26 protein-coding genes are annotated in these 26,474 nt (G+C 65.2%); 17 read left to right on the top strand and 9 right to left on the bottom strand.

The genetic code is table 11. The features are described 5' to 3' along the window. Nucleotides 1-15 precede the first annotated feature (15 nt). A complete protein-coding gene (locus M1247_RS23540; RefSeq protein ID WP_317158803.1) occupies nucleotides 16-972 on the top strand; it encodes an LLM class F420-dependent oxidoreductase in 957 nt (318 codons plus the stop codon). After that, entirely contained in the window at nucleotides 969-2,033 is a 1,065-nt protein-coding gene (locus M1247_RS23535) for a CaiB/BaiF CoA transferase family protein (protein ID WP_317158802.1), read from the top strand. Before M1247_RS23540 ends, M1247_RS23535 begins: the two co-directional genes overlap by 4 nt. On the opposite strand, the gene M1247_RS23530 is transcribed toward M1247_RS23535, so the two are convergent. After that, complete coding sequence (locus M1247_RS23530; RefSeq protein ID WP_317158801.1) at nucleotides 2,018-2,338, bottom strand: 2Fe-2S iron-sulfur cluster-binding protein; 321 nt, start codon at nucleotides 2,336-2,338, stop codon at nucleotides 2,018-2,020. The two genes, M1247_RS23535 and M1247_RS23530, sit on opposite strands and share 16 nt — an antisense overlap. A gap of 117 nt (nucleotides 2,339-2,455) precedes the next feature. Between M1247_RS23530 and M1247_RS23525 the strand changes: the two genes are divergently transcribed. From M1247_RS23525 to M1247_RS23510, 4 genes are read left to right on the top strand one after another with little or no spacing between them, the layout of a single operon-like run. Further along, the gene (locus M1247_RS23525) at nucleotides 2,456-3,826 is read left to right on the top strand and encodes a class I adenylate-forming enzyme family protein (protein ID WP_317158800.1); all 1,371 of its coding nucleotides are present in this window, start codon (nucleotides 2,456-2,458) and stop codon (nucleotides 3,824-3,826) included. After that, nucleotides 3,804-4,625: an acyl-CoA dehydrogenase family protein gene (locus M1247_RS23520; RefSeq protein ID WP_317158799.1), complete on the top strand. Its 822-nt coding sequence runs from the start codon at nucleotides 3,804-3,806 to the stop codon at nucleotides 4,623-4,625. The genes M1247_RS23525 and M1247_RS23520 overlap by 23 nt, the downstream gene beginning before the upstream one ends. After that, nucleotides 4,612-5,709, top strand: coding sequence for an acyl-CoA dehydrogenase family protein (locus M1247_RS23515; RefSeq protein WP_317158798.1), 1,098 nt, complete (start codon nucleotides 4,612-4,614; stop codon nucleotides 5,707-5,709). The genes M1247_RS23520 and M1247_RS23515 overlap by 14 nt, the downstream gene beginning before the upstream one ends. Nucleotides 5,710-5,715: 6 nt before the next feature. Continuing rightward, a complete protein-coding gene (locus M1247_RS23510; protein ID WP_317158797.1) occupies nucleotides 5,716-6,480 on the top strand; it encodes an enoyl-CoA hydratase/isomerase family protein in 765 nt (254 codons plus the stop codon). On the opposite strand, the gene M1247_RS23505 is transcribed toward M1247_RS23510, so the two are convergent. Together M1247_RS23505 and M1247_RS23500 are read right to left on the bottom strand one after the other, a co-directional pair. After that, complete coding sequence (locus M1247_RS23505; RefSeq protein ID WP_317158796.1) at nucleotides 6,477-7,220, bottom strand: SDR family NAD(P)-dependent oxidoreductase; 744 nt, start codon at nucleotides 7,218-7,220, stop codon at nucleotides 6,477-6,479. The two genes, M1247_RS23510 and M1247_RS23505, sit on opposite strands and share 4 nt — an antisense overlap. A 37-nt stretch (nucleotides 7,221-7,257) precedes the next feature. Beyond that, a complete protein-coding gene (locus M1247_RS23500; protein WP_317158795.1) occupies nucleotides 7,258-8,022 on the bottom strand; it encodes an SDR family NAD(P)-dependent oxidoreductase in 765 nt (254 codons plus the stop codon). Between the two features lie 80 nt (nucleotides 8,023-8,102). On the opposite strand from M1247_RS23500, the gene M1247_RS23495 reads away from it, so the two are divergent. Together M1247_RS23495 and meaB are read left to right on the top strand one after the other, a co-directional pair. Beyond that, nucleotides 8,103-9,239 (top strand): thiolase family protein, encoded by a 1,137-nt coding sequence (locus tag M1247_RS23495; RefSeq protein WP_317158794.1) that lies wholly within the window; start codon nucleotides 8,103-8,105, stop codon nucleotides 9,237-9,239. Between the two features lie 10 nt (nucleotides 9,240-9,249). After that, nucleotides 9,250-10,134 (top strand): methylmalonyl Co-A mutase-associated GTPase MeaB, encoded by an 885-nt coding sequence (gene meaB, locus M1247_RS23490; protein ID WP_317158793.1) that lies wholly within the window; start codon nucleotides 9,250-9,252, stop codon nucleotides 10,132-10,134. Here the strand turns inward: meaB and M1247_RS23485 are convergent. Both M1247_RS23485 and M1247_RS23480 read right to left on the bottom strand, forming a co-directional pair. Next, nucleotides 10,123-10,680 carry a TetR/AcrR family transcriptional regulator gene (locus M1247_RS23485; RefSeq protein WP_317158792.1) on the bottom strand — a complete coding sequence of 186 codons (558 nt, stop codon included), beginning with the start codon at nucleotides 10,678-10,680 and terminating at the stop codon, nucleotides 10,123-10,125. The genes meaB and M1247_RS23485 overlap by 12 nt on opposite strands. A 31-nt stretch (nucleotides 10,681-10,711) precedes the next feature. Continuing rightward, nucleotides 10,712-11,356, bottom strand: coding sequence for a TetR/AcrR family transcriptional regulator (locus tag M1247_RS23480; RefSeq protein WP_317158791.1), 645 nt, complete (start codon nucleotides 11,354-11,356; stop codon nucleotides 10,712-10,714). A 144-nt stretch (nucleotides 11,357-11,500) separates the two neighbouring features. Here M1247_RS23480 and M1247_RS23475 point away from each other — a divergent pair, with 144 nt between their 5' ends. The 5 genes from M1247_RS23475 to M1247_RS23455 all read left to right on the top strand — a co-directional run bounded on the left by M1247_RS23475 (nucleotide 11,501) and on the right by M1247_RS23455 (nucleotide 16,245). Beyond that, entirely contained in the window at nucleotides 11,501-12,835 is a 1,335-nt protein-coding gene (locus M1247_RS23475; RefSeq protein WP_317158790.1) for an amidohydrolase family protein, read from the top strand. Next, entirely contained in the window at nucleotides 12,783-13,727 is a 945-nt protein-coding gene (locus M1247_RS23470; RefSeq protein WP_317158789.1) for a phytanoyl-CoA dioxygenase family protein, read from the top strand. Before M1247_RS23475 ends, M1247_RS23470 begins: the two co-directional genes overlap by 53 nt. Nucleotides 13,728-13,752: 25 nt before the next feature. Then, nucleotides 13,753-15,024 (top strand): amidohydrolase family protein, encoded by a 1,272-nt coding sequence (locus M1247_RS23465; RefSeq protein ID WP_317158788.1) that lies wholly within the window; start codon nucleotides 13,753-13,755, stop codon nucleotides 15,022-15,024. Nucleotides 15,025-15,179: 155 nt separating this feature from the next. After that, nucleotides 15,180-15,746 (top strand): carboxymuconolactone decarboxylase family protein, encoded by a 567-nt coding sequence (locus M1247_RS23460; RefSeq protein ID WP_317158787.1) that lies wholly within the window; start codon nucleotides 15,180-15,182, stop codon nucleotides 15,744-15,746. Between the two features lie 40 nt (nucleotides 15,747-15,786). Further along, on the top strand, nucleotides 15,787-16,245 hold the full coding sequence (locus tag M1247_RS23455) for a hypothetical protein (protein WP_317158786.1): 459 nt from the start codon (nucleotides 15,787-15,789) through the stop codon (nucleotides 16,243-16,245). Nucleotides 16,246-16,326: 81 nt separating this feature from the next. On the opposite strand, the gene M1247_RS23450 is transcribed toward M1247_RS23455, so the two are convergent. The 4 genes from M1247_RS23450 to M1247_RS23435 form a co-directional block, all read right to left on the bottom strand. After that, nucleotides 16,327-17,496, bottom strand: coding sequence for an amidohydrolase family protein (locus tag M1247_RS23450; RefSeq protein ID WP_317158785.1), 1,170 nt, complete (start codon nucleotides 17,494-17,496; stop codon nucleotides 16,327-16,329). A gap of 190 nt (nucleotides 17,497-17,686) precedes the next feature. Continuing rightward, nucleotides 17,687-18,622 carry an SDR family NAD(P)-dependent oxidoreductase gene (locus M1247_RS23445; RefSeq protein WP_317158784.1) on the bottom strand — a complete coding sequence of 312 codons (936 nt, stop codon included), beginning with the start codon at nucleotides 18,620-18,622 and terminating at the stop codon, nucleotides 17,687-17,689. Nucleotides 18,623-18,750: 128 nt separating this feature from the next. Continuing rightward, nucleotides 18,751-20,367 (bottom strand): FAD-dependent oxidoreductase, encoded by a 1,617-nt coding sequence (locus tag M1247_RS23440; RefSeq protein ID WP_317158783.1) that lies wholly within the window; start codon nucleotides 20,365-20,367, stop codon nucleotides 18,751-18,753. 15 nt (nucleotides 20,368-20,382) lie between these two features. Next, entirely contained in the window at nucleotides 20,383-21,096 is a 714-nt protein-coding gene (locus M1247_RS23435) for an IclR family transcriptional regulator (RefSeq protein ID WP_317158782.1), read from the bottom strand. Nucleotides 21,097-21,224: 128 nt separating this feature from the next. On the opposite strand from M1247_RS23435, the gene M1247_RS23430 reads away from it, so the two are divergent. From M1247_RS23430 to M1247_RS23415, 4 genes are read left to right on the top strand one after another with little or no spacing between them, the layout of a single operon-like run. After that, a complete protein-coding gene (locus M1247_RS23430) occupies nucleotides 21,225-22,124 on the top strand; it encodes an alpha/beta fold hydrolase (RefSeq protein WP_317158781.1) in 900 nt (299 codons plus the stop codon). A 2-nt stretch (nucleotides 22,125-22,126) separates the two neighbouring features. Further along, a complete protein-coding gene (locus M1247_RS23425) occupies nucleotides 22,127-23,806 on the top strand; it encodes a bifunctional 3-(3-hydroxy-phenyl)propionate/3-hydroxycinnamic acid hydroxylase (protein ID WP_317158780.1) in 1,680 nt (559 codons plus the stop codon). Continuing rightward, a complete protein-coding gene (locus M1247_RS23420) occupies nucleotides 23,754-24,674 on the top strand; it encodes a 3-carboxyethylcatechol 2,3-dioxygenase (protein ID WP_317158869.1) in 921 nt (306 codons plus the stop codon). Before M1247_RS23425 ends, M1247_RS23420 begins: the two co-directional genes overlap by 53 nt. Next, entirely contained in the window at nucleotides 24,671-26,464 is a 1,794-nt protein-coding gene (locus M1247_RS23415; protein WP_317158779.1) for an FAD-binding protein, read from the top strand. The genes M1247_RS23420 and M1247_RS23415 overlap by 4 nt, the downstream gene beginning before the upstream one ends. Nucleotides 26,465-26,474 lie beyond the last annotated feature (10 nt).

Genomic DNA, 26,474 nt, shown 5'->3' with positions numbered 1-26,474 from the left:
AAGCGGGGTGGGCATATGAGACTGGGCGTGATGATCGGGGCCGAGCGTGGCGATATGGCCCGCAAGGTCAACAAGCTGGTATCCGATATCCAGTGGGCTGAGGCCGCGGGACTGGACACTGCATGGATGCCGCAGGTGCCCGATGATTTCGACGCGCTGACCATGGCGACCCTGATGGCCGGGCACACGTCACGCATCGAGCTCGGAACCGCTGTGGTGCCGCTGCAGGCGCAGCATCCGATTGCCCTTGCGCGCCAGGCGTTGTCGACTCACGCGATGTCCGAGGGTCGACTTGCCCTCGGCGTCGGCCCGTCACACCACTGGATCATCCGCGACATGCTGGGCCTGCCCTACGAGAAGCCGGCCGCCTACACCCGGAACTATCTCGAGGTGCTGAACGCCGCCCTGGCCGGACCTGGACCGGTAGACGTTGAGAATGAGTCGTTCACCGTGCACAACCCGACCGCGCTCGGCGCCGAAACGCCGCTGCCGGTGCTGATCGCCGCGCTGGGGCCGGTCATGTTGCAGATCGCCGGGGAGATGGCCGACGGCACCGTGCTGTGGATGGCAGACGAGCGCGCCATCGGTGACCACATCGCGCCGCGGATCAACAAGGCCGCGGACCACGCGGGCCGCCCTGCACCCCGGATTGTGGCCGGTATCCCGGTGTGCCTCTGTGCGAATTCGGAGATCGACGCTGCCAAGGAACGTGCCAATCGCATTCTTGCCGAGGCGGAGACATCCCCCAACTACCAGAAACTGTTGGATCGTGGCGATGCCCGCAATGTCGGGGACCTCTGCGCGGCGGGTGATGAGCAGGCGATCCTGGCGCGCTTCAAGAAGTTCGCCGACGCCGGTGTGACAGATCTGTCGGTGCGGCTGTTGCCGATCGGGGACACCCGCGACGAGCTGATCGCGTCGAAGTACCGCACCCGCGAGGTGATTGCGGAGCTGGCCAAGGCCGTGCAGTGAGCGCGGTGGGCGCGCCGCTGGCGGGCATTCGCGTCATCGAGGTCGGCGTGATGTTGGCAGGCCCGTACGCGACGATGATGCTGGCCGATCTGGGCGCTGAGGTGATCAAGGTCGAGCCGCCGGGTGGTGAAATCTCCCGGCAGGTCGGGGACAGCTATTTCGCGAGCCTCAACCGGGGAAAACGCAGCGTGTGCCTGGACCTCGCATCCGCGTCCGGTCAGGCGAAACTTGCCGAGCTGGTGGCTGACTCGCACGCACTGCTGGTGAACATGAAACCTTCGGTGATCCGCCGACTCGGTCTCACATATGAAGCACTGCGTGAGGTCAACGACAAGATCGTCTGCGTGGCGATGACCGGATTCGGACTTGACGGCGGTGACGATCCGGCGTTCGACTATGTCATCCAGGCAGCCACCGGAGTGGCGGCGATGACCGGTGATCCCGATGGTCCGCCCACGCTGCCGGGATACTCGTCGGCGGACAATTCGACCGGATTGACCGCGGCACTCGGGCTGTTGGCGATGATCATCTCCGGGCGCGGCGGTCAGGTCGACGTGTCGTTGCGCGATGTGATGCTCTCGCAGCTGAACTACCGGGCGTCGGCGTATCTCAACGACGGCGCCGAGCCGCGTCGGTACCCCTTCGGTGCGCACTCCTACTACGTTCCGGCCCAGCTGTTCCCGACCCAGGACGGGTACCTGGCGCTGTTCGTCACCCATGACGGGTTCTGGAAGTCGTTCGCCGGTGAGGCGGGCATCGGGGGTTTCTCGACGATGGCCGAGCGGGCCGCTCAACGCGACGAGGTGATCGCCGTGGTGACCACTGCGCTGGCGGCGGACACCGCTTCCGGGTGGGAATCCCGGCTGAAGCCTCTCGGGATCCCGGCCGCTGCCGTGCGCACGCTGCCCGAGGCGCTCGCCATCACGCCCGAGGCACTTGTCTCGGCCGGTGAATTCCGGTTGGTCGGCAGCCCCATCCACATCGGCGGATACGAGCCCGAGTACCGGCAGGCGCCGGCATTCGACGAGTACGCCGACCCGGGGGTTCAATCCTCGTCGTAGGAGACCGTCACGCAGTCGGTGTCCGGCACGGCCTGGCAGGTCAGCACCCAGCCGTCGGCGACCTCGTCATCGTCGAGCGCGTCATTGACGCGCATGCTGACAGCGCCGTCGATGAGCTTGGCGATGCAGGTACCGCAGTTGCCTGCCTCGCAGGAGAACGGCGGCGTCATGCCGGCGCGGCGGGCGCTCTCCAGGAGCGTCTCGCCCGGCCGTCTGGGCACCGACGCCTGTTCGCGGTCGAGCATGATCGTCACCTGACCACCGGTTTTACTGGCGGTATCGGCGGACATCGCTTCTGCCGTCATGAGACTCCCCTGCGCACTAGCATTCTGACTTAAAGAGAATATCATTCTCTTTAAATGATAGTATCTTCTCGGTGTCCTCGGCGCGATCGTCGACTTCTCAGGAAGGGGTTGCGGCTCTTGTCTGACACTGTCGCGCTTTCATTCGAGGATCGCGACTACACCCTCGCCGATCTCGATGACTTGGCAGCCGGCATGGCCACCACGCTGGAGCGCCACGGGGTAGGGCCGGGCGATCGGGTGGCGATCATGTCCTCGAACAGGCCCGAATTCGTGGTCGCCCTGCGCGCCATCTGGCAGCTGGGTGCCGCGGCGGTGTTGATCAGTCCCGCTTGGAAAACCGCTGAGGTCGCGCACGCGCTGTCGCTCACCGACCCCGCGTATGCCGTCGGAGACCACGCGGCGCTCGCCGAGCAGCTGCCGATGCTGCGCCTCGACGAACCGATCGTCCCAACTCACCGAGCGTACGAACCGCCGAGTCCCGATTCCGATGCGTTGTTCGTGTTCAGTTCGGGAACCACCGGGATGCCCAAGGCGGTCCGGCACACACACCGCGCCTTGGCTGTTGCGGTGCGGCACTGGCGTGACGCCCTTGGCCTTACGGCGGCCGACCGCATGCAGATCATGACGCCGCCTTCGCACATCCTCGGGCTGCTCAACATCGTGATGGCGCTGGACACCGGCGCCTGGATTCGGCTGCACCGCCGATTCGACATCGATGCGATGTTGCGCCACATCGCATCCGACCGGATCACCATCGAGATGGCGGTGGCCCCGATCGCGTTGGCGCTGGCCTCCCACCCCGGGCTGGACAGCTACGATCTGTCATCACTGCGCTACATCATGTGGTGCGCCACGCCCGTCACCCGCAGCGTCGCCGAGACCGTCACCGAACGGACGGGGGTGGGATGGCTCACCGCGTACGGCACCACCGAACTGCCCGTCATCTCCTGCAATCCGCTCACCGATGTCCGCATCGACACCGTCGGGCGTCCGGTGCCGGGAGTGCGGGTGCGGATCGCCGAGGACGGCGAGATCCAGTTGAGGTCGGACTCGGTCATGGCCGGATACCTGCCTGCTGACGCGACGCCAGAGGCGTTCTGCGACAGCTGGTATCGCACCGGCGACGTCGGCTTCCTGGATGCCGACGGGTATCTGCACATCACCGACCGTTCCAGGGAGATGGTCAAGGTACGCGGCTTTCAGGTCGCCCCGGCCGAGATCGAGGCCGTGCTACACGGTCATCCGGCGGTCGCCGATTGCGCGGTGTTCGGTGAGCCGGACCCGGCCGACGGCGAGGCGATCGTCGCCGCCGTGGCGACCCGTTCAACGACGACTGCCGAAGAACTCATCGAGCTTGTCGGTGAGCGGCTGGCGTCGTACAAGCGACCCAGCCGCGTGGAGTTCGTAACCGAGATACCCCGGTTACCTTCCGGAAAGGTGTTACGACGAGTGCTGAAGGAGCGGCATGGACGTCCGTCTGACGGCTGAACAACAGCAGCTGCGCGAGGCCGCAGCGAAATTGGCCGACGATCTTGGGCCGGGTGCGGTCCAGGAACTGTCGGAGGAAGGCCGGATCACCCGGTTGGAGAGCACGGTCGCCGCCACCGAGTGGCGCACGCTGCGCTCTGACGGAGCTTCCGGTGTCGAGGTCGCGATCATCGCCGAGGAGTTCGGCCGGGGGCTGGTCGACGTGCCGTTCCTCGGCCCGGTTCTCACCGATGACCTGTCCCGTCGGCTCGGCCGCCCGATGCCGGAATCGACAGCGCAGGCTGGAACGCCCGGTGTGGATCTGACCAGAAGTGCGGTCGGGGTGGTCGAGGCGCCAGAGGCACTCGGCGAGCTGTCGTCCGAGGACACCCTGCGTTGGCAGGCGTTGGCGCTAGCGGCCACCAGCGCGGATCTGGTCGGTGCCGCGCGCGGGGCCCACGCCCTGGCGTGTGACTACGCGAAAGTCCGGGAACAGTACGGCTCGACGATCGGCTCGTATCAGGCGATCGCCCATCTGCTCGCTGAGGGCCTCGCATTGATCGAGGGCTCGATCAGCGTGTTGCGGCATGCCGCCTGGGCGGTCGACGAACTGCCCGCCGAGGAAGCGGTGCGCGCCGGTCGGATCGCGAAGATCTACTGCGCCCGCGCCGCACGCACGGTCTGCGAAACCGCCATTCAGGTACACGGCGGCATCGGCAACACCTGGGAATGTCTGGCGCACGTCTATCTGCGACGCGTACTGACGTCCACCGAGTTGTGGCCTGTTGGATTGGAGGACATCGATCTTGGACTTTCGTGATTCATCCGAGGAAGCGGCATTCCGCGACCGGTTGCGGACCTGGCTGGCCGACAATGCTTCGTCGTTCAAGGCGTCAGGTGATGATTACTGGACGCTGCAGGGGAGGTGGCATCAATCCCTTTATGCGGCAGGGTTTTTCGGAACATCTTGGCCGCGTGAGTTCGGCGGTCAGGACCTGCCGCCGGTCTATGACGTCATCGTCGATGAGGAACTCGCCCGCGCCGGTGCACCGCCGCGGCCCAGCCTCGGCTACCTGGTCGTCGGACTGGGGCAGCACGGCGGCAAGGAACTGCAGCAACGGTTCCTGCCCGGCATGATCAACGGCACCGAGCGCTGGTGCCAAGGGTTTTCCGAGCCCGGGGCCGGCTCGGACCTGGCCTCGCTGACGACCACCGCCACCCGTGACGGGGACAACTACATCATCAATGGCCACAAGATCTGGACCAGCTACTCCGATGTGGCCGACTGGTGCCTGGTGCTGGCCCGAACGGACAAGACCGTGGCCCGCCATAAGGGCATCTCGGCGTTCATCGTGTCGATGCACCAGGACGGCATCGAGCAGCGGCCGCTGCAGATGATCAACGGCGTCACCACCGAATTCGGTCAGGTGGCCTTCGACGGGGCGGTGGTCCCGGCTTCGCACATGGTCGGCGCACCGGGGGAGGGCTGGGCGTTGGCGATGACCGTGGTCAGTCACGAACGGGAGCCGTCGACGCTGGGCTACTCCGCGCGGTACGGAAAGCTGGTGCGGGAGATGGCGGCTCAGGTCGACGCCGCACAAACGAGGGTGCCCGAGGATCTGGCATGGGCGGCGGTGCAGGCCGAAATGCTGCGCCTGCATGTACGGCGCCGGCTGTCCGAACAACTCGACGGCATCAAGCACGGACCACAGGGCTCGCTGGACAAGCTACTCATGACCTGGGTGGAGCAGTCGGTCGGGCACGCCGCGCTGGCGGTGACCGGGACCCGAGACCCCGAGTTGCTCAGTGCCTACCTGTACAGCCGCGCACAGAGCGTCATGGGCGGTACCTCGCAGATCCAGAAGAACATCATCGCGTCACGAATCCTCGGACTGGAGGTCTAGATCCACATGTACGGAATGCCAGAGGAAATCGATGTCCGGGCCGACGGTGCGCTGCGCATCATCACGCTCAACCGGCCCGACGCCTTGAATGCGGTGAACGACAATCTGCACGTCGGGCTCGCGGGAATCTGGGAAGCGCTCAACGAGGACGCAGAGGCCCGCGCGGCGGTGATCACCGGTGCCGGCCGGGCATTCTCCGCAGGCGGAGACTTCAACTATCTCGACGAGCTTCGACGCGACGAGGCGCTGCGGCAGAAGACGATCAAGCACGGTCGGGACCTCGTCGTCGGCATGGTGCGGTGCCGCATCCCGGTTGTGGCCGCGGTCAACGGTCCGGCGGTCGGACTAGGCTGCAGCCTGGCTGCGCTGTCCGATGTCGTCTACATGGCGGAGAACGCGCATTTCGCCGACCCGCATGTGCAGATCGGTCTGGTCGCCGCCGACGGTGGTCCGTTGGTGTGGGGTTCACAGATCAGCCTGTTGCAGGCCAAGGAGTTCGCCCTGACCGGGGTACGGATCAAGGCACAGCGGGCCGTCGAACTCGGACTGGCGAATCACGTCGTGGCGGACCCGCTCGCCGAGGCGATCACGTGTGCGAAGAAGCTCATCGACTTGCCGAAGCAGGCGGTCGAGGCCACCAAGCGGTTGATGAACATCCAGCTCGAGCAGCAGGTGATGGCGTCGCTGGACTACGCCAACCTCGCAGAGTACGTATCGTTCGGGACCGCCGATTTCAATCGCATCGTCGACGGTCTGATCGCCAAGGACTAGTTCGTCAGCTCTTCGGAACGCAGGACGGTGCCGGTGATCCCGCCGGCGTCCTGGCGGGCCAGCAGAACCGCGGCCCGCGCCATCGCCTCGGGTGGCTCGACCATCTCGGCAGGTATCGCCATGCCCCCGCCGCCGGCTTGCCAGCCCTCGGTCAACACCACCCGGGACGGGCTCAGGCAGTTGACCGCGATGTTGTCGTCGCGCAGGTCGGCGGCCAGCCCGAGGTAAAGCCGCTCGGCGGCGGCCTTGGACACCCAGTAGGCGTTCGCCCCGTGCTCGACCATGCCGACGCCGGTGGTGGTTACGGCGATCAGTGACCCGCCGCCGCGGGCGCGGACATGGGGGATAACGGCTTTCGTCACCAGGAACACTCCGGTGAGGTTCACGTCCAGGCACAGCTGCCACCGTTTGAGTGGCGTGGACTCGACGGGCCCGAGCCACAGCACACCGGCGTTGGCGACCAGGATGTCGATTCCGCCGAACTCCGAAACGGTCGCGGCCACAGCGTCGTTCACCGACGCCTCGCTCGTGACGTCACAGGCCACCGGCAGTGCATGTCCGCCCGCGGTGGCGATGGCGTCGGCTACCGATCCGATGGTGCCGGGCAGCTTGCCCGGCTCTTCGGAGCGGGCCGCCACCGCGACCGCCACGCCTTCGGCGGCCAGGGCTCTCGCGATCGTCGAGCCGATGCCACGGCTCGCGCCCGCGACGAACGCGACCTTGCCGTCGAGAGAAGGCATTCCGCGCACGCTCGTCACAGACCGACCGGGGGCAGGGTCATTTGGGCGGGAATCGCAGCGCCCCGTCGAGGCGGATGATCTCGCCGTTGAGGTAGTCGTTTTCGATGATGCTCTGGGCCAACTGTGCGTACTCCACCGATCGCCCCATGCGCTTGGGGAACGGCACCTGCGGACCCCAGTACTGCTCCAGCTGATCGGCGGCGGTGCCATACGCCGGTGTGTTGATGGTGCCCGGGGCGATGGTGACGACGCGGATGCCCAGCGGGGACAGGTCGCGTGCGGCGACCAGCGTCATGCCGAGCACGCCGCCCTTGGCTGCGGAGTACGGCAACTGACCGATCTGGCCTTCGTAGCCGGCGATCGATGCAGTGTTGACGATGACGCCGCGACCGCCTTCCTCCAGCGGATCGGTCTTGGCGATCGCGGCGGCCGACAGCCGCATCACATTGAACACCGCGGTCAGGTAGAACTCGATGGTCTTCTTGAACCCGTCGAGGTCCAGCGGCGACCCGTCCTTGCCGACCAGGCGGCCGCCACTGGCGGGACCACCGTGGGTGTCCACCGAGATTCTCAGCGGGCCAAGTGATTCCGCCTCGGCAATGGCTGCCAGTACGGATTCCTCGGAGGTGGCGTCGGTGCGCACATATCGGACGCCGAGCTCCGTCTCCAGCGCACCGCCCTTCTCGTCGGCGAGGTCGGCGACGACCACCTTGGCGCCTGCGCCGTGCAAGCGGCGCACGGTCGCCTCGCCCAGGCCGCCCGCGCCGCCGACGACGATCGCGGAGCTACCGGTGATCTGCATATGGTTCCCCTTCTTGCAACTGACACTCTCAAACTGAGAGAATAACATTCTCATATTGGGTCACTCCAGGGAGAACATCAATGCCTGAAGCCGTCATCGTGTCAGCGCTGCGCACGCCCATCGGAACCGCGACGAAGGGCACGTTGCGCGACACGGACGCCTACGCGCTCGCCGATCACGTGGTGGGCGCGGCGGCGGGCGAGCTGTCGGGGCCGATCGATGACGTGATCCTTGGCGAAGGGCTCTACGGCGGTGGGGTGATCGCCCGGCATGCCGCGATCACGGCAGGGTTGACCTCGGTGCCCGGCCTGTCCAACAACCGGCACTGTGCGGCCGGACAGGCGGCCGTGCAGAGCGCCGCAGCCGGCATCCGCGCCGGGATGGATCAACTGATCCTCGCCGGTGGGGTGAACTCCGCGTCGACCTCGCCGCGCTTCACCCGGCAGGTGGGTGACGAGACCGCGAGCTGGTTTCCCCCCACCCACCCGGACAGGCCGGATGCTCCCAATATGGACATGTCCATCACGATCGGCTGGAATGCCGCGCTCAAGGCCGGGGTGAGCCGCGAGGAGATGGACGAGTGGGCGTTGGGGTCTCATCGCAAGGCCGTCGCCGCGATCGACGAGGGCCGCTTCAAAGAAGAGATCGTCGCCATCGAGACTCCGCACGGACTGTTCGACACCGACGAACATCCGCGCCGGGACACCACCATCGAGAAGTTGGCCGGACTCAAACCGCTGCATCCCGAGATCGAGGGCTTCTCCATCACCGCGGGGAACGCCTGCGGCGCCAACGACGGTGCCGCGCTGCTGGCCGTGGCCAGTGACAAACTCGGCCTGCCCGCGCTTGGCACCATCAAGGCCTGGGCCTCGGTCGGAGTCGACCCGGCCTCCACCGGCCTCGCACCGGTCGAGGCGATCACCAAAGCCCTTGGCCGGGCCCGTCTGTCGCTCTCAGATGTCGACCTCTTCGAAATCAATGAGGCGTTCGCATCGATGTGCGTGGCCACCATCAAGCTGCTCGACATCAACCCCGACATCGTCAATGTCAGCGGCAGCGGTTGCTCGCTGGGACACCCGATCGCCGCGACCGGCGCACGCATGCTGGTGACCATGGTGCACGAACTGCGCCGCCGCGGCGGCGGAATCGGAGTGGCCGCGATGTGCGCAGGCGGCGGCATGGGGTCGGCCACGGTGATCGAGGTCCCGGCACCCTAGGGTCAGTGACGTGACCGTTGACGAGCTCATCGCCGCCGCCCGCGGCGGATCACTGCGTGCCGCGGGCCGGCTGCTGAGCCTGGTCGAAAGCGACCGTCGCGATGAGGTGCTCGCGGTGTTGGGGCCGGCCGCGCCCCGCGTCATCGGCGTCACCGGACCGCCGGGGGCGGGCAAGTCGACGACAGTCGGCGCACTGGTCACCGCCTACCGTGACCGAGGCCTACGCGTCGCCGTATTGGCTGTCGACCCGTCCTCGCCCTACAGCGGCGGCGCGTTACTCGGCGACCGCATCCGGATGTCCGCCCACATCAACGATCCAGACGTGCTCATCCGCTCGGTGGCCACCCGGGGACATCTGGGTGGGCTGGCCGCCGCGGTACCCTCCGCCATCCGGCTGCTGGCCGCGTTGTCCTATGACCTGATCGTGCTGGAGACCGTCGGTGTCGGGCAGTCCGAGATCGAGATCGCCGCGATCGCCGATCCGACCGTGGTGATCCTCAATCCCGGTGCCGGCGATGCCGTTCAAGCCGCCAAGGCCGGTCTGCTCGAGGTCGCCGACCTGGTGGTGGTCAACAAGGCGGATCGCGAAGGCGCTGACCAGACCGCCCGCGACCTGCGGGCCGAGGCCAGCGTGCCGGTGCTCAAACTGATTGCGGCACAGGGTGAAGGTGTCGACGAGCTCGTGGCGGCCATCGATGCCCACCATCGGGCCGACACCCCCGAGCGGCGCACCGCACGGGCCCGCACGCAGATCCTGTCGCTGGCGCAGACGTTGTTGCGCCACCACGCCGAGTTGGATCGGCTGGCCGCATCGGTCGCCGACGGCACCACTGACCCCTACACCGCGGCCGAACAACTGTTCGCCGACGAGGCCCGCCCGCGGTCAGCTGGGTAGAGCGACGATGCGGCGCATCGTCTGTAGCAACTCCGCGCGCAAGGTGTCATCGTCGATGTCGGCCACCAGTGGATGCATCACCGCGACGCTGATCACGCCGGACAACGTAGCCGCGTGCACCCGCGCGGTGTCGCCTGACCCGCCGCCGAGCAGTGCCGCGTACAGGCGGTCGATGAAACGCTGAAACGGTTCGTGTTCGGCCAACAGTCGTACCACCACGGGATCGAACTGCAGCGTGCTGGCCGCGCGGCGGCGGGCCACGGCCAATTCGATCACGCGGGTCAGCAGCAACTCCCGCGCACGAGTGGGCGAGCCCTCGGCCTCGGCCGCGTCCAGCGCTTCCTCCAGCAGTCCGAGTTCGCGCTCGGTCAGCGCGATGACGATGGCTTCCTTGGTCTTGAACTGGTGGTAGACCGCAGCTTTCGTGACACCGATGGCGTCGGCGATCATCTGCAACGAGGTGCCGCTGACACCGTGTTCGGAGATCAGCTCGAGCGCCGCGTCCAGGACACGGGTCTGTGCAGCACTGCGTTTCGTCGAGAGCACGACACGACAGTAGCCGACGGGTTAGGTGGAATCAGGCCTGTGCGGCGGCTTCATTTGCGGACAGCATCGAGTGGGCGTGGTCCAGGATGAGGGTGCGTGCGCGTGGCCTGGCGATGGCCAGCAGGCAGATGTCGAAGGCATGCAGTGCGCTCGCCCGGAGTTGGTCGGCGTCGATGTCACCGGCGGTCCAACGCCGTTGGAGGTGGAACAACACCATGGCGGCGTGGTCGGCCAGGACATCCGGATCGATGTCGTCACGCAGTGCGCCGCGCCGGGTTGCGGCCTTGATTTCGGTGACGATGAGATCCCAGCCGCTCCATCGGAGGTTGACCTGGTCGAGGAGCCGGTCGTCCATGAGGACGGCGCGCACGACCGCCTTGGGGATGTCGGCGACGACTTTGTCGATGGACAACGTGATGGCCTCCCAGATCCGTTCGATGGGATCTGTAGCCGAGAGCTGGTGTACCGCAACATCCATGGAGTCCAGTGAGCGCTGGATGAGCGCAGCGAGGAGGCCTTCTTTGTCGCCGAAGTGGTTGTAGAGGGTGCGGACGCTGACGCCGGCCTCGTCGGCGAGGCGGCGCATGGACAGCTGCTCGACGCCATGTTGCTCGACGAAGTCCCGGGCGGCGTCGAGTACGTGGGAGCGAGTTCGCTGGAGGGCGCGTGAGGCCATGGGTGTCACTCTACTCAGGTGTGCCACAGCGAGCGATATTTGCCACGCCGGTACAAATGTATAACACCGTTGCAGATTCGTTCTGATTGTGGTTAGCATCACAGCGCCCACATCAGACGTTCTCGAAACTTGCGAGGGATAAGCATGGTGCAGCAACAGCCCTACATCGTGGTCTCGACCGACAGCCATGTCGGACCGTCGCTCAAGAACCAATTGCGTCAGTACTGCGAACCGAAATACCTCGACGATTTCGATGACTTCGCCGCCGAGATGGAAAAGCACGGCATGTTCTCGCTGCGATCGTCCAAAGCGGGGGATCAGGGCTATGACGAGAACTGGTCTTTGGATCAGTCCCAGGCCGAGGAGTTCGCGAAGACCGCAGGCATCCGGAACCCGGACCAGATGGATCTGGGGTTCCTGAACCGCAGCTACGAGCACAGCTTCGTTCCCGGTCTGCAGGACCCTGCGGCGCGGCTGGCCGATATGGACGAACAGGGTGTTGCCGCGTCGGTCATCTATCACGGCGGTCTCAACGGTGAGTCGATTCCGTTCTCGACCACAGGCCTCATCAGCTGGGGCGACTCGAAATACGATCGTCTCGAGGACCTCGGCGTGCGTATCTACAACCGGTGGTTGGCCGATTTCGTGTCGTCAGCCCCGGAGCGCAGCGCCGGCATCGCTCACATCCCGATCTCCGACCCGGCCGCCTGCGTCCGCGAGGTCTACTGGGCGGCGGAGGCGGGGCTGAAGGGAATCAACCTTCCAGCCCCTCGCAATGACATCCCGATGCTGAACGACTCGGTGTGGGAGCCGCTTTGGTCCGCCTGCGAGGAGACCGGGATGACGCTCAACACCCATGGCGGCGGAGGCGAGCATTACCCCTACGAGGGTGAAGGCGCCCAGGCGATGTACATGATGGAGACCCTCTTCCGGACCCGTCGCGGCGTCTGGGTGATGATCCTCGGCGGTGTGTTCGAGCGCCACCCCGCGTTGAAGATGGTGCTCACCGAGCAGTGGATGGACTGGGCGCCGGGCGTGATGGACGATATGGACGGTCTCTACCATTCGCGAACCGGCGAGTGGGTCCGTGCGGCACTGTCCATGCCGCCGTCCGACTACTTCAAACGCAATTGCTTCATCGGTGCGAGCTTCATGTCCAATTGGGAAGCGAAGCTGGGAGTGGACCAGGACCTCACCGACAAGGTCATGTGGGGCGACGACTATCCGCACGCCGAAGGAACGTGGCCGGATACCAGAGAGGCCATTCGGTTCACGTTCAATGACATCGAGCCGAAGTATGCCCGGAAGTACCTCGGCGACACCGCAATCGACGTGTACGGACTCGACCGCGCGAAGCTGGCCGAGGTAGCGGCCAAGATCGGCCCCACGGTCGATGAGGTCGCAACGCCCTACACCGTCCCCGACGATGCTGTCATGGGTCTTTACGCGTTCCGCACCGGCCCTGGACGTTTTATCTAGCCAATCTGGCGATCAGTTACGAGGAGACACTGAAATCGTGGAAGAGACAACGGCTTTGAAATCGCCTTGCCGTACCGTGACTACCGGGGAAGTCGATCATCTGCATGAATTCGGCTGGGTGCAGCTGAAAGGGTTTGTGGATCCCGACGTGGTGCGCAAGATGCTTGCGATCGCCCGCGGCAAGATGGGTGACGATGCGGACAGCAATCCGCTGCAGGCCGGCGCCGCGCCCGAGACCGACGGTGATGGGCAGCCGGGCCTGGAATACTTCAACGTCGAGCAGAGCGCAGGCCTGTCAAACCCGGTGATGCGACCGCTGATCGACGAAGTGGGCAAGAGTGCGAGCGTGCTGCAACGACGACGCCTTGCCGACGGCTCAGCGGTGGGCACCCGGTACTACACCGACTTCTTTGCGCCAAAGTTGCCCAGCACCAAGGTTGCCCGCCATGGGGGAAACGGTGCGACCGCGTTCCATCAGGACTTCATCACGTTCTCCGTCGACCGGTCCGGGGGCTTGACCTTCTGGTTTCCGTTGCAGGCATACGGACCCGAGGCCGGAACGATGTCGTTCGTGAACGCATCGCATCGCGCCGGGGTGATGGGCGACTACACCACTTACGGTGACGGGGATGCCCTCGATGCCTTCCCGGAGCTTCGTGATCTCGAGATGAGTGAGCAGTTGACCTACGAACTCGGCGACATCTCGGTCCATACCCACTTCACGATCCATGGAGCGGGCGTGAACACGATGGACCGGCCGCGTTGGGCCTACCTGCTGGTCACTCAGCCGGCGGACGTGTGCTGGAACGGAGCGCCGACGCCGAACTTCGATTCCAGCCGCATGGCGCAATGGCAGCCCCTCGATGACGAGCGCTTCCCGCTGATCGGCTGAACCAGAGTCCAAGGAGACACGACACATGCTGGTCCTCGCCAATGCCAACGTTTTCGACGGCCGTACGATGCTCCCCGGCAGGCACACGGTGACCGTCGACGGGAACCGGATCGAGGCCGTCAGTCCTCACCCGGGGTCGGTGCCCGACGGGGCGATCGACCTGGCCGGAATGACGTTGATGCCGGGTCTGATCACGTCGCATCTCCATCCCGACTTCTATAAGTTCAGTATTGCCATCGCGGCGACCGAGCGACCCGGCAAAGAGCTGCCGCCCGGAGTCATGATGGCGATCGGAGTGCGTACCTGCCGGGTGCTGCTGGAGAGTGGGTTCACCGGCTACTCGGGTGCATCCTGCGCGCACGATATCGACGCTGCGCTCAAGATGTCGATCGCCGATGACATCATCCCCGGCCCGCGGATCCGTGCCTGCGGACACCATCTCGGAACAACCGGCGATATGAACAACAGTGGACGCTGGTGGAAGCGGTACGAGACGCCGGGAACCGATGTCTGCGCTGACGGTCCCGAGGCTATGCGTGCTCTGGTCCGGGAGGAGATCAATCGCGGTGTCGAGACGATCAAGATCTTCGCCAGTGCCGGTCACGGTCAACTGCATCGCACGATCCGCAACATGTCTCGTGAAGAGATCGCCGCAATCATCACCACCGCCCATGAACGGGGCGCGAAGGTCCGGGCCCATGTTTCGGACAAGGCGATGATGCTGGAGTGCATCGAACTCGGGCTCGACCTGATCGATCACGGAGATGAGATCGACGAGGAGGTCATCGAGGCGATGGTGGAGGCGGGCACCTTCTGGGTGCCCAGCCTCATCTATCCGTGGAGCCTGCTCGAACTCGGTTACGCCGCCGAATTCGGCGTGACGCGTGAGCAGTACGACCACACGCGGGCGATGCTGCCGGTGGCGCAGGCCGCAGGCGTCCGAATCTTGATCGGTGACGACTACAGCGGAATCTTCCGCGATCTGCTCGACGACGATCCACTGGACCACCAGGTCGGCAATTACGGACGTGAATTCGCCTACTACGGCGCGATTGACGGTCTCTCGCCGGCTGAGGTGCTGAGCTGGGGCACCAGGAATGCCGGCCAGTTCCTGGCCGACGAACCCGAGCGGGTCGGCGTGATCGAGGCAGCTGCCATGGCCGACCTCATCGTGATCGATGGCGACCCCCTCGACGATCTCTCGTTGTTGTCCCGTCCGGACGACTCACTCAAAGGGGTCATCCGTGATGGCGCGCTTGTCATCGACCGATTGGAAACTGAGCCGGCTCTGCACTGACGGTGGGCGCGGCCGGCGAACAACAGATGAGGAGCCATGACAGGCAAAGTTCAACGTGGTGTGCCCGTCTCGGCAGAAGCTCCCGGGTTCCTCACGGGGGAGACGATCACCAGCCGAGGTTCTGCCCTACCTGTCAACCGATTCCAAGGAGTGTCATGTCGCCCAGCCCCGCGCCGTCGTTCTCGCGCATCGCGCCGATCGAGATGGACGCACTCACCGAGGAACAGAGATCGCAGATGCGGGGATGGGAGGCCCTGCACTTCAATCGCGTCATGATGCGAAGCCCGAATCTTTTCGAGGTCATCCTGCCGTTGATCGCGAAAGTGGTGGCAAAATCGGAACTTCCATCCCACGATCGGCAGGTACTCATCTTGCGGACCTGTGCCCTCACCGGCGAGGTCTACGAGGCAGAACACCATGTGTTGATCTCGCGCGCCGCAGGATTGTCCGACCGTGACATCGAGGCGGCCCGTGCAGGTGCTGGGTTGTCGCCGGTCCATCAATTGCTTTCTCGCGCCGCCGAAGAACTCGTCCATGACTTCACGGTCAGTGACGACACGTGGATTGCGTTGGCCGATCACTACTCTGCGACCGGGTTGATGGAAATCGTCGGTCTGGTCGGTGCCTACACCACGATGGCGATGCTCACCAGATCTCTTGGTATCCAACTCGAGGACGAGGAGACCATGGAGACGTTCAGGGCGCTGCGGCAATACGTGTGAGAGGCCTGGCCCCATGCTGTCCGACGAAAATCCTCAGACGATGACAGGAGCAACCACGATGGACACTGAGCACGTTCGATCCGTCGATGCCAAACCCATGACGAGACGGGCTGGTGCGACCCGCAGAATCGTTGTCGTGATGGCGATCTCGGGCGCAGCCGGTATCGGGCTGGTTTCGGCGCCCGAAGCGCTGGCCGACGAGCCGCCGTTTCACATCCTGAGCTCGCAGGATCTGTGCAACTTCGTCTGGCCGACATCGCAGGCAATGCCTCGCCCGGACCAGTTCGGTACCGTGTGCGCCAGAAAAGGTGGTGTGCTGCACAGGTTGTCGCGATCCATGCCGGCGTTCGTTTCGGACACATTCATCCTTGAACCGGGTAGTGCAGTGGAATTGCCGGTCGGTTCGGTACGTGTCCATCCCGACGATCCGATGAGTGATTGGATCATCCCTGACTGCCACGTGCCAGGCCGGGTTGACTGCGGCGGGTCTGTGCGCTGAACCCGTCGACGAATTACCGGCACAGTTCGTAGTTCGCGCATCGGCCCATCCTGATGATCGATGGGCCGATGCGCCGCTACATCAGTCGTTGAGCTTGTACAAGTTGATCGCATTCTCGCTGAGGATCTTTCGCGCGTCCTCGGGGGAGGTGGCAGCGACGACCTCGTTGATCGCGCTTGCGCTGTACCCGAACGTGCCCTCGCTGTGTGGGTAGTCCTGCGCCCACATCACGCGGTCGGCGCCCAGGTGGTCGAGGAGCTTCAGGCCGATCGTATCGGTCTGGAAGGTCGCGAACATGTTGTTCTGCCAGTAGTGACTCGGACGGTGCTTCATCGGCCAGCCGAAGAGTTCGCGGTGCGCGCCGTAGGTGAGTTCGGCGTCTTGGAGTGCACCGGCGATCCAGTTGATGCCTCCCTCGGCGAACACGACCTGCAGGTTCGGATGGCGGTCGAAGATGCCGCCGAAGATCAGGCTGCCGAAGGCACGGCGGAACGGTGCGGCCTGCATGAGAAAGAATGTTCCGAAGCCGCCCCGACCACCTGAGGACGGTACTTCGCCGATGTGGAAGTTGACCGGCAGGTCCGCCTCGGCGACGCAGGCCCAGAAGCGGTCCATGTCCGGGCTGTCGTAGTCGATCGTCTCGCCCTGGGCGTTCTTTCCGGGGCTGAAGGGGAGCATGAAACTCTTGAGGCCGAGGTCGACGATCTGCTGGACAGCCTGTTCTGCGTGATCCGGATCCCACCAGTTGCTGCAGATGCCGACGCCGTAGAAGCGGCCAGGGTTCGACCTGCCGAGTTCGGCGATGTACTCGTTGTATGTCCGGTACATGAGCTCTTGCATCTCCTGGTCCGGATAGCGGATGAAGGCGAGCAGGCTCTGGGGATAGACAATCTCCTTGTCGATGCCTTCGGCGTCCAGATGGCGGTTCCGGACACCGAACTCGAACCCGTCGTTGAGAACCGAGCGGGCGAGTGCGGTGTCAACGTCGGCGCTCTCCGGATAGGCCTGCATCGCGTCCTTGAATCCGACCTTCCAGTAGCGGTCGAACCAGACCCGTGGCGCATCCTCGCGCCGATCGGCGGGGAACCGTTCGTAAAAAATGTCCTCCGTGAGCTCGATGTGGTTGTCGGCTGACACCAGGACGAGACCCTCTGGCAGCTTGGCCGAATCCCGGGACTGGCTGGTGCGGTCGACGATCATGCCGGCCTCTGCGGTGAGTGGGTTCTCAAATGTCAGGCGTTCGTCGAGCATGGCAACCTCTCCGTCGAATTCGTTGCAGGACACCGGGCTTGATGGTCCGTGAAGCGCATGCCGAATAAGACCCCCGGCGGGGATCTTGCGGCTGCGACAATGTGATGCTAACCACATCGAGGGATATTTGCAACACTGTTGTACTTTTACTCGAAAGTATCGGATCGAGTTGGGGTGGGCGGGTTTTCAGTCAATCGCGGTCGGCTGCGACGTACTGTTTGACGTTCCATTCGCGTGGATCGTGTGCCCCCGCCGGGACCGCGTTGTCCGGGGTTCCGCCGATCACTTCCGTCCAGCGCTCGACGACAGCCTCGATGGTCAACGGATTTTCGCTGAATCCTCCGGTCTCTGCCAGGTAGACCCGGTTCACGAGCCCACCGGCGCCGTTGATCGTGTCGCCGGACACCGGGCAACACTCGTGGGACAGGACCGCGGCCACCGGCGCCACCAACTCCGGTGGGAGGTTGGACTGCGCGAGCTGGTACATGGGCGAGCTCTCGTCCTGCTGCGCGGCGACCATGCGCGTGAACGCGCCGGGGTTGAGGTTGTTGACCTTGATGCCGTACGCGTCGCCCTCACCGGCGAGCGCGCGGGTGAACGAGAAGACGCCGCCCTTGCTGGCGCTGTAGGCCACCAACAGCGGCGCGCCCGCGAAGGCGCCCGAGCTTGTGTTGACGATGCGGCCGTAGCCGTTGGCCTTCATGTGCGGCCAGGCAGCGCGACACGTCCATATGGTGCCCATCAGATTGATGTCGACATGCTGACGGATGTCATGTGAGGTCATCTCGTCGAATGCGGCGGCGATCGAGATACCGGCATTGTTGATGAGCACGTCGACCTGGCCGAACGCGTCGATCGCAGTCTCGATCAAGGCCGCCGCGCCTTCCTCTGTCGCAATCGAATTGGTGTCCGCGACGGCGCTTCCGCCGGCGCGGCGGATCTCCTCGACGACCTCTTCGGCTGACGCGGTCCCGGCATAACCTGGCGCCACGGTGCGGCCGATGTCGTTGACGACCACGTTGGCACCGCGTTCGGCCAGCAACAGTGCATAGGAACGGCCAAGGCTGGGTTTGCCGCCGGCGCCGGTGACAATCGCGGTGCGGCCGTCGAACCGAAGATCAGTCATGGAGTGCCTTTCTCAGGTCGATGACGCCACCGGTGGGCACTGCGATGCTAACCGCACCGTGGATCAAAGTGCAACAGCGTTGCATAGGTAAACCACTGTGTCAAATATGGTCAGAGCGATTGTCCACATCAGTCGGAGCGCGCGGCGGCGATCCCTGCCCGGTAGCCGAAAACCATTGCCGGGCCCAAGGTGCCACCCGCGCCGCCGTACGCTTTGCCGGTCACCCCCGCCATGGCATTGCCTGCCGCGAACAAACCCGGTATCGGATTGCCAGTGACATGCAGGACACGGCCGTCGCGATCCGTGCGCGGCCCACCCTTGGTGCCCATTGCACCGACCGTGACAGGAACGGCGTAGTACGGCGCGGTGTCGATGGGCCCGAGCGTCTGCCCGGCCGGTGTCGCCGCATCGGGATCACCCCAATAGCCGTCATACGCACTGGAGCCGCGGCCGAAGTCCGGGTCGACCTCTCGTGCGACGTTGTCGTTCCACCGGCGCAGTGTCTGGGTCAACCCTTCGGCGTCGATTCCGGTCTTGGCGGCAAGCTCGCCCAGATCGGCCGAGGCGCAGAACCAGTCCGGCACCGGATCGCCTGGTGCGACCCCGAGAAATCCGTAGCGCTGCAGGTGTGCAGAATCGAACACGATCCAGCCCGGATCGTTGGCATAGCCGGTTTTGGGATCGAGGTACTGAAACGGGCCCGCCATCGAGTTGTATTCGCCTGCCTCATTGAGGAACCTTCTGCCGGCCCGGTTGACGATGACGCTGCGCGGGCGCGTGCGTTCGAGCCGCACACTGCGGCTGCGCGGATGTCCGTCGATGGTGTCGCCAGGGATCTGCACGATCGGAACCCACCAGGCCTCACCCATGTTGGCCAGATCGGCGCCGTGGGCCATCGCCATCCGCAGCCCGTCACCGGTGTTGTTGGGTGGGGACACCGGACCGTGCATGGGCCCGCGCAGATACGTCTCCACCAGTGTGGAGTCCCACTCGAAACCGCCGGTTGCCAGCACCACACCACCGCGCGCCCGTACCCGAATCTCGCTGCCGTCAACCGTGATTCGAACACCGGTGATGCCGTTGGCGTCACCGAGGAGCTCGACGGCGCGCGCGCAGGTCACCGGTTGTACACCGTGATCGAGCAGTCCGCGCAGCAGTCCGGCGATCAGCGCGGTGCCTGCCACGCACAGGTCGGCGGTCGGGTCATCGACAGCGGCGTGGATGCGCGCCCGGGTTTCGGCGTCGATGCCGACGTTGCTGAAATCTGCCGGAAATGACGTGATCCGGTCCCGCCATGCGCCGAGTTTGGCGAGGTCGACCGGGCCTGCGCTGAGAGATCGACCGCCGCCGGGGCGCCCACCGGGCAGTTCCGGCTTGTAGTCGGGGAAGCCCTCGGCGACCGCGAAGCGCAGTTCGCTGTGGGATTCGACGAAATCGAGCATCGTCGGACCGGTGCGCACGAATGTCTCGACCAGATCGGTGTCCATGTATCCGAGCGACTGCGCATGCAGATAGGCGAGCGCGTCGGCGACCGGAAGCGGTCCGTCAGAGCTGCGGTCGTGGGCCGGTACCCAGACGATGCCACCGGAGACAGCGGTCGTCCCGCCTACGGTGGCGGCCTTCTCGTACACCGCTACCGAAGCGCCGTTGACGGCGGCGGTCAGGGCCGCGGTCAGTCCGGCGCCGCCGCTACCCAGTACTACGACGTCGAACTCGTCGTTCCAGTCAGTCTCGTTGTGATCCAAGGCTCCAGACCCCTTTCAGTGCAGGATGGTGGACAGTTCGTGTGCGGCTCGCACCACCGCGTCCTTGCCGTTGCGCACGACATCCTCGCGGTGGGAGATGAGATTGATGCAGGTGGGAGGCGACGGTGGGCGCCTGCGCACCGGCACTGCCAGGCCATAGGTGTCCGGTTCGATCTCGCCGTGGGTGATCACCCAGCCCTGCTCGCGGGTCTGGCTAACCAGGTCCCGTTCACCGGGTCGCACGGGCATGCTGGCCAACAGCGCCACCCCGGCCGCCCCGCGATCGAGTGGATGACGGCTGCCCTCGTGGAAGGACAGTTGGTAGAAGACCTGGCTGGGCACGATGACCGCGATCGCGACCTGTTGGTCGCCTTCGGCGACGAGCAGCGACACCGTGGTGCCGAGTTCGTCGGCGAGGGTGCGCAACGTCGGCACGCTCAGTTGCCGCAGATTGTTGTCGAAGGACGAACCGAGCACGGCGAGTCCGGCTGCGGGGCGGTACCGGCCGTCCTCTCCCTTTGCCACATAGCGGAACTGGCTCAACGTCGCCAGCAGTCGGTACGCGATCGTCCGATGCGCGCCGACGTGGTCGGCGACCTGCTGCACGGTCAAACCGGTGGGTGCACTGGCTATGGCCTGGAGCGCGCTCAGTCCGCGCGCCAGAGTTTGAGAGCCGGGCGCACCGTTGGGAGCGCCTTCGGCCTTCGGCTTGGTGGCCCGGGTTGGCATCGCGCCCTCCTTGACAGATAGATCCTCGCGAGTGATGCTCTGATAATAATGCACGAGAGTGTGCGATATATGAGCAAAGTGCTTACGAATACAGAGAATTCGATTCTCTGCACTCCGGAGAGGGCATCATGACAAGCACTGCGGCCGACGCGGTTTCGGAAATAACCGTCGAGTTCGAGAGCGTCTGGAGTGATCTGCAGGGCGTTGCGTTCTCGCAGGGCTACCTCGATGTGGGCGGAGTGCGCACCCGCTACCTGCACGCCGGTGACCGCGAGTTGCCCACCCTGGTGCTGCTGCATGGGTCCGGCGGACACGCCGAGGCTTATGTGCGTAACCTCGAATCCCACGCCCGGCACTTCTCGACCTGGTCGATCGACATGCTCGGGCACGGATACACCGACAAGCCGGGACATCCGCTGGAGGTGGCGCACTACGTCGAACACCTGATGAAATTCCTCGACGCGATAGGTGTGCAGCGTGCCCACATCTCGGGTGAATCCCTCGGCGGCTGGGTGGCCTCCCGTGCTGCCGTTGACCATCCCGACCGGGTCGAGAAGTTGGTACTCAACACCGCAGGCGGCTCTCAGGCCGATCCCGAGGTGATGAAGCGCATCATCACGCTGTCCATGGCGGCAGCCGAGAATCCCACCTGGGAAACCGTGCAGGCGCGCATCAAGTGGCTGATGGCAGACAAGAGCAAGGATTACGACGACATCGTGGCCAGCCGCCGGCGGGTGTACCGGCAACCGGGATTCGTCGCAGCAATGAGCGACATCATGGCGCTGCAGGACCCTGAGATCCGCGCACGAAACCTGTTGGGGCCGGCCGAATACGGCGCCATCGCCGCGCCCACGCTGGTGGTCTGGACCAGTGACGACCCGACGGCCGATGTCGCCGAGGGGCGTCGCATCGCCGCCATGATCCGCGGTGCCCGTTTCGAGGTGATGCCGGGATGCGGGCATTGGCCGCAATACGAGGACCCCGAGACCTTCAACCGGTTGCATCTCGACTTTCTGCTGGGGCGGTGACGGTGTCAGAACAAGAGGTCGACGTGGTCATCGTCGGTGCCGGACCGGTCGGGCTGACGCTGGCGAACATTCTTGGGGTCCAGGGCGTACGCACACTGGTGACCGACGAGCGGGATGCCGTCATCGACTATCCCCGCGGCGTCGGACTAGACGACGAATCCCTGCGCACGTTCCAGTCCATCGGTCTGGTCGAGCGGATCTTGCCGCATACCGTGCCCAATCAGATTCTGCGGTTCTACGACGGAAAGCGTCGGCTGCTGGCCGAGATGGCGCCTCCCGATGCGCGATTCGGCTGGCCCAAACGAAATGGTTTCGTCCAGCCCATGGTTGATGCGGAACTGCTGGCCGGGCTTGATCGCTTCGAGCACGTCGCGGTCAGTTGGGGCCACCGGATGGAATCGGCCAGTCAATCCGCCGACGGTGTGATTGTGCACTTCGGTGCCGAAGTCCCCGCAGTACGGGCGCGGTATCTGGTCGGCTGCGACGGCGGGCGCAGTGCTACCCGCCACCTGATGGGGGTGTCCTTCGACGGCACCACCTCGGCCACCCGCTGGGTGGTGATCGACCTCGCGAACGATCCACTGGGCCATCCCAACAGTGAGGTCGGCGCCGACCCGCAGCGGCCCTACGCCTCGATTTCGATCGCGCACGGAATCCGGCGCTTCGAGTTCATGATTCACGCCGATGAAACCGACGAACAGGCCGTCACCCCGGCATTCGTGGCCAACCTGCTTGCCCCGTTCGTCCCGTACCCCGAGCAGGTGGACGTGATCCGCCAACGGGTGTACACCCACCACTCCCGCATCGCGGGAGCGTTCCGCAACGGACGGATGCTGCTCGCCGGAGACGCCGCGCACCTCATGCCGGTGTGGCAGGGCCAGGGGTACAACAGTGGCATCCGTGACGCGGCCAATCTCGGCTGGAAGCTGGCCGCAGTGGTCAACGGGCACGCCGATGATGCCCTCCTGGACAGTTACGATGCCGAGCGACGCAAACACGCCAGGGCCATGATCGACCTGTCCACCATGGTCGGGCGCGTCATCTCGCCGACCAACCGCCGCGTTGCGGCATTGCGGGACCGCCTCATTCGCGGTGCCTCTGTGGTGCCGTCGCTCAAACGTTACGTGCTGGAGATGCGGTTCAAACCGATGCCCCGCTACGAACAGGGTGCGGTCTACCATCCGAAGCCGCCCGGGCCGACCTCGCCGGTGGGCACGCTGTTCATCCAGCCCCGGGTGGATACCCGCGAACAGACGAACGTCCTGCTCGACGACGTGATCGGCCCGGGATTTGCGGTGCTGTGCTGGAACAACAATCCGCGGGCATTGCTCGATGACGATGCCTTCGGGCAGTGGAAAGCACTGGGGGCCACGTTCATCGCGGCGCGCCCGCTGACACAACTTCATTGGGCCGGTCACGACGACGCCGACGTGGTGATCGTCGGTGACCGCACCGGTGCGCTCAAATCCTGGTTCGACGTGCATACGGAATCTGTACTGGTGCTGCGGCCGGACCGGTGCGTCGCGGGAGCCGACATCGCTCAGCGTGCACCGGCTCTGAGCGCCGCCCTCGCCGACGTTCTGCATCTGAGGCAGGAAGGAGGAAACCGTGCCAGTAGCCCTGTGCTGTATGTCCCACAGTCCACTGCTGAATCTTCCGGGACCGTCGGCCGAACTTCTTGACGACCTGGCATCCGGGTTGGCAGCGGCTCGGGACTTCGTCTCCGACTTCGACCCTCAACTGGTCGTGACGTTCTCGCCGGACCACTACAACGGGTTCTTCTACCGCCTGATGCCGCCGTTCTGTATCGGCACCGCTGCCAACGGTGTGGGGGACTATGGCACCCACAAGGGTCCGCTGGATGTTGCAGGTGACATCGCCGACGCGTGTGCGCAGGCCGTGTGGCGGTCCGGCGTCGACATCGCCGTCTCGTCGTGCATGGATGTCGACCACGGCACCGTACAGCCGTTACAGGAACTGTTCGGTTCGGCGACGGCACGTCCGGTGGTGCCGATCTTCATCAACTCCGTCGCCACACCGCTGGGCCCGCTGGCGCGGTCCCGCGCGCTCGGCGCCGCGGTCGGGGCGTACCTGAGTACCCTCGACATGCGGGTGTTGGTGTTGGGATCCGGTGGTCTGTCACATGATCCGCCGGTTCCGACGCTGGCCACCGCGCCACCCGCGGCACTGGACCGGATTGTGCACGGTGCACCGATGACCGACGAGCAGCGAATGGCCAGGCAGGAGGCCGTCGCTCAGGCGGCACACGACTTCGCCCACGGCCGGAGCCCGCTGCGGCCGTTGAACCCGGACTGGGACCACAGCCTGCTGGAGATTTTCGATGAAGGCAGGCTCGCCGACCTCGACGGCTGGACCAACTCGTTCATCGCGTCCGAGGGCGGCAACTCGGCGCACGAAATCCGGACCTGGGTGGCCGCGTTCGCGGCGCTGGCAGCCCAGGGTCGCTACCGGACCGGGCGCCACTTCTACCGGGCGGCACCGGAATTGATCGCAGGCTTCGCTATCAGGACGGCGGTGGGAATCCAGTGAATGCAGATGACTTCGACGAAACCGTAGACCTGTTGGTGGTCGGCTCAGGCGGTGGCGGCATGACCGCCGCGCTGACCGCCGACGGGGCCGGTCTCGACGCGCTCGTCATCGAGAAATCCTCCCAATTCGGCGGCTCCACCGCACTGTCCGGCGGCGGGATCTGGGTACCTGGTGCACCCGCGCAGCGCCGGGCCGGCTACGTGCCCTCACCCGAGGGGGTGTTGGAGTACCTCAGGGTCATCACCGAAGGCACGGTCAGCGACGCCAGGCTGCGTCGGTATGTCGAGGCAGCCCCGGAGATGATGGACTTCCTGGAGCGCACCAGCAACTGGTTCGAGTTCGTCTGGAAGCCCGGTTATGCCGACTACTATCCGGAGTTGCCCGGCGGCTCGGCCCAGGGCAGCACGATCAACGTCCCGGCGATCGACCTGCGTAAGCTCGGCGAGGATGAGCGCTACCTCCTGACCCCGCTGGCCTTGGCGCCCAAGGGAATCTGGTTCGCTCCCAAGGACCTCCGGCTGTTCTATCAGGTCCGGCAGAACTGGCGGGGCAAGGCCGTGTTGGTGAAGCTGATCTGGCGGATGTTCCGGGCGAGGGTGTTCGGCGACCGGATGGCTGCCATCGGCCAGTCGCTTGCGGCTCGGCTGCGGCTGGCGATGAAGCAGCACGACATCCCGCTGTGGCTCAACGCGCCGATGACCGAGCTCATCACCGGCGCAGACGGTGCGGTACTGGGCGCGGTCGTCGAACGTGACGGCAGGCCCCTACGTATCCGGGCACGGCGTGGAGTGATCCTGGCCTCCGGCGGATTCGATCACGACATGGCCTGGCGCAAGGAACATCTGCCGGTTCTGGAGAAGGATTGGAGTTTCGGGAATCCCGCGGCCACCGGAGACGGGATCCGGGCCGGTGAAAAGGTCGGCGGAGCAACCGATCTGCTCGACGAGGCGTGGTGGTTTCCGGCCATCTGCTGGCCCGACGGCCGACTGCAGTTCATGCTCAACGAGCGGATGATGCCCGCACAATTCGTGGTCAACGGGGACGGCAAGCGCTTCATCAACGAGGCCGCGCCCTACATGGACTTCGCGCACGCCATGATCAAGGGCCAGCAGGCTGCGCTGGGCGGCCGAAGCGACGGGGACAAGGCCGCGCAACACATCCCGTGCTGGCTGATCACCGACATCGACTCGTTCCACCGGTACGTGGTGGCCGGGCACCTGCCCATCCCGAGGATTCCGTTCGCGCCGGTGCCCACCGGCCGCAAGGTGCCGAAAGCCTGGCTGGAGTCGGGGGTGGTGCAGGAGGCACAGAGCTGGGAGGACCTGGCCGGCAAGATCGGTGTGCCGGTCGAGAATCTGCGGGCCACCGCCGAACGGTTCAACCAACTCGCCCGCGCCGGTCACGACGACGACTTCAGCCGTGGTGACAGCGCTTACGACAACTACTACGGCGATCCGACGCTGCCGAACCCGAACCTGCGACCGCTGGGCAAACCGCCGTACTACGCGTTCCAGATCATCCTCGGAGACCTGGGCACCTCGGGCGGGCTGCGCACCGACGAACACGCCCGGGTACTGCGCGATGACGAGACCGTGGTGGTGGGTCTGTATGCGGTCGGCAATGCCTCGGCGGCGGTCATGGGCCGCAGCTACGCGGGCGCCGGGGCCACCATCGGTCCGGCGATGACGTTCGGCTATGTGGCAGCCAAGCACGCCGCGGCTCAATCGGCCGCACACGCCGTCGACGACGGTACGAAAGCCGACAGCTCAGTTCAGCACCGGATTTCCTAGGAGGAAAAGG

Source organism: Mycobacterium appelbergii, from assembly GCF_032883035.1.
GTDB classification, from domain to species: Bacteria; Actinomycetota; Actinomycetes; order Mycobacteriales; family Mycobacteriaceae; genus Mycobacterium; species Mycobacterium appelbergii.
This window is presented reverse-complemented; position numbering and strand designations above follow the sequence as displayed.

Bases quoted from the DNA above. Each gene is read 5' to 3' on its own strand.
- M1247_RS23500 (WP_317158795.1), bottom strand. From the start codon at position 8,022: ATGCAGATCACCGGTAGCTCCGCGATCGTCGTCGGCGGCGCGGGCGGC.
- M1247_RS23520 (WP_317158799.1), top strand. From the start codon at position 3,804: ATGGACGTCCGTCTGACGGCTGAACAACAGCAGCTGCGCGAGGCCGCA.
- M1247_RS23475 (WP_317158790.1), top strand. From the start codon at position 11,501: ATGGTGCAGCAACAGCCCTACATCGTGGTCTCGACCGACAGCCATGTC.
- M1247_RS23540 (WP_317158803.1), top strand. From the start codon at position 16: ATGAGACTGGGCGTGATGATCGGGGCCGAGCGTGGCGATATGGCCCGC.
- M1247_RS23505 (WP_317158796.1), bottom strand. From the start codon at position 7,220: ATGCCTTCTCTCGACGGCAAGGTCGCGTTCGTCGCGGGCGCGAGCCGT.
- M1247_RS23510 (WP_317158797.1), top strand. From the start codon at position 5,716: ATGTACGGAATGCCAGAGGAAATCGATGTCCGGGCCGACGGTGCGCTG.
- M1247_RS23445 (WP_317158784.1), bottom strand. From the start codon at position 18,622: ATGACTGATCTTCGGTTCGACGGCCGCACCGCGATTGTCACCGGCGCC.
- M1247_RS23530 (WP_317158801.1), bottom strand. From the start codon at position 2,338: ATGACGGCAGAAGCGATGTCCGCCGATACCGCCAGTAAAACCGGTGGT.
- M1247_RS23450 (WP_317158785.1), bottom strand. From the start codon at position 17,496: ATGCTCGACGAACGCCTGACATTTGAGAACCCACTCACCGCAGAGGCC.
- M1247_RS23420 (WP_317158869.1), top strand. From the start codon at position 23,754: ATGTCCCACAGTCCACTGCTGAATCTTCCGGGACCGTCGGCCGAACTT.
- M1247_RS23480 (WP_317158791.1), bottom strand. From the start codon at position 11,356: ATGGCCTCACGCGCCCTCCAGCGAACTCGCTCCCACGTACTCGACGCC.
- M1247_RS23435 (WP_317158782.1), bottom strand. From the start codon at position 21,096: ATGCCAACCCGGGCCACCAAGCCGAAGGCCGAAGGCGCTCCCAACGGT.
- M1247_RS23495 (WP_317158794.1), top strand. From the start codon at position 8,103: ATGCCTGAAGCCGTCATCGTGTCAGCGCTGCGCACGCCCATCGGAACC.
- M1247_RS23460 (WP_317158787.1), top strand. From the start codon at position 15,180: ATGTCGCCCAGCCCCGCGCCGTCGTTCTCGCGCATCGCGCCGATCGAG.
- M1247_RS23470 (WP_317158789.1), top strand. From the start codon at position 12,783: ATGCTGTCATGGGTCTTTACGCGTTCCGCACCGGCCCTGGACGTTTTA.
- M1247_RS23430 (WP_317158781.1), top strand. From the start codon at position 21,225: ATGACAAGCACTGCGGCCGACGCGGTTTCGGAAATAACCGTCGAGTTC.
- M1247_RS23455 (WP_317158786.1), top strand. From the start codon at position 15,787: ATGACAGGAGCAACCACGATGGACACTGAGCACGTTCGATCCGTCGAT.
- M1247_RS23465 (WP_317158788.1), top strand. From the start codon at position 13,753: ATGCTGGTCCTCGCCAATGCCAACGTTTTCGACGGCCGTACGATGCTC.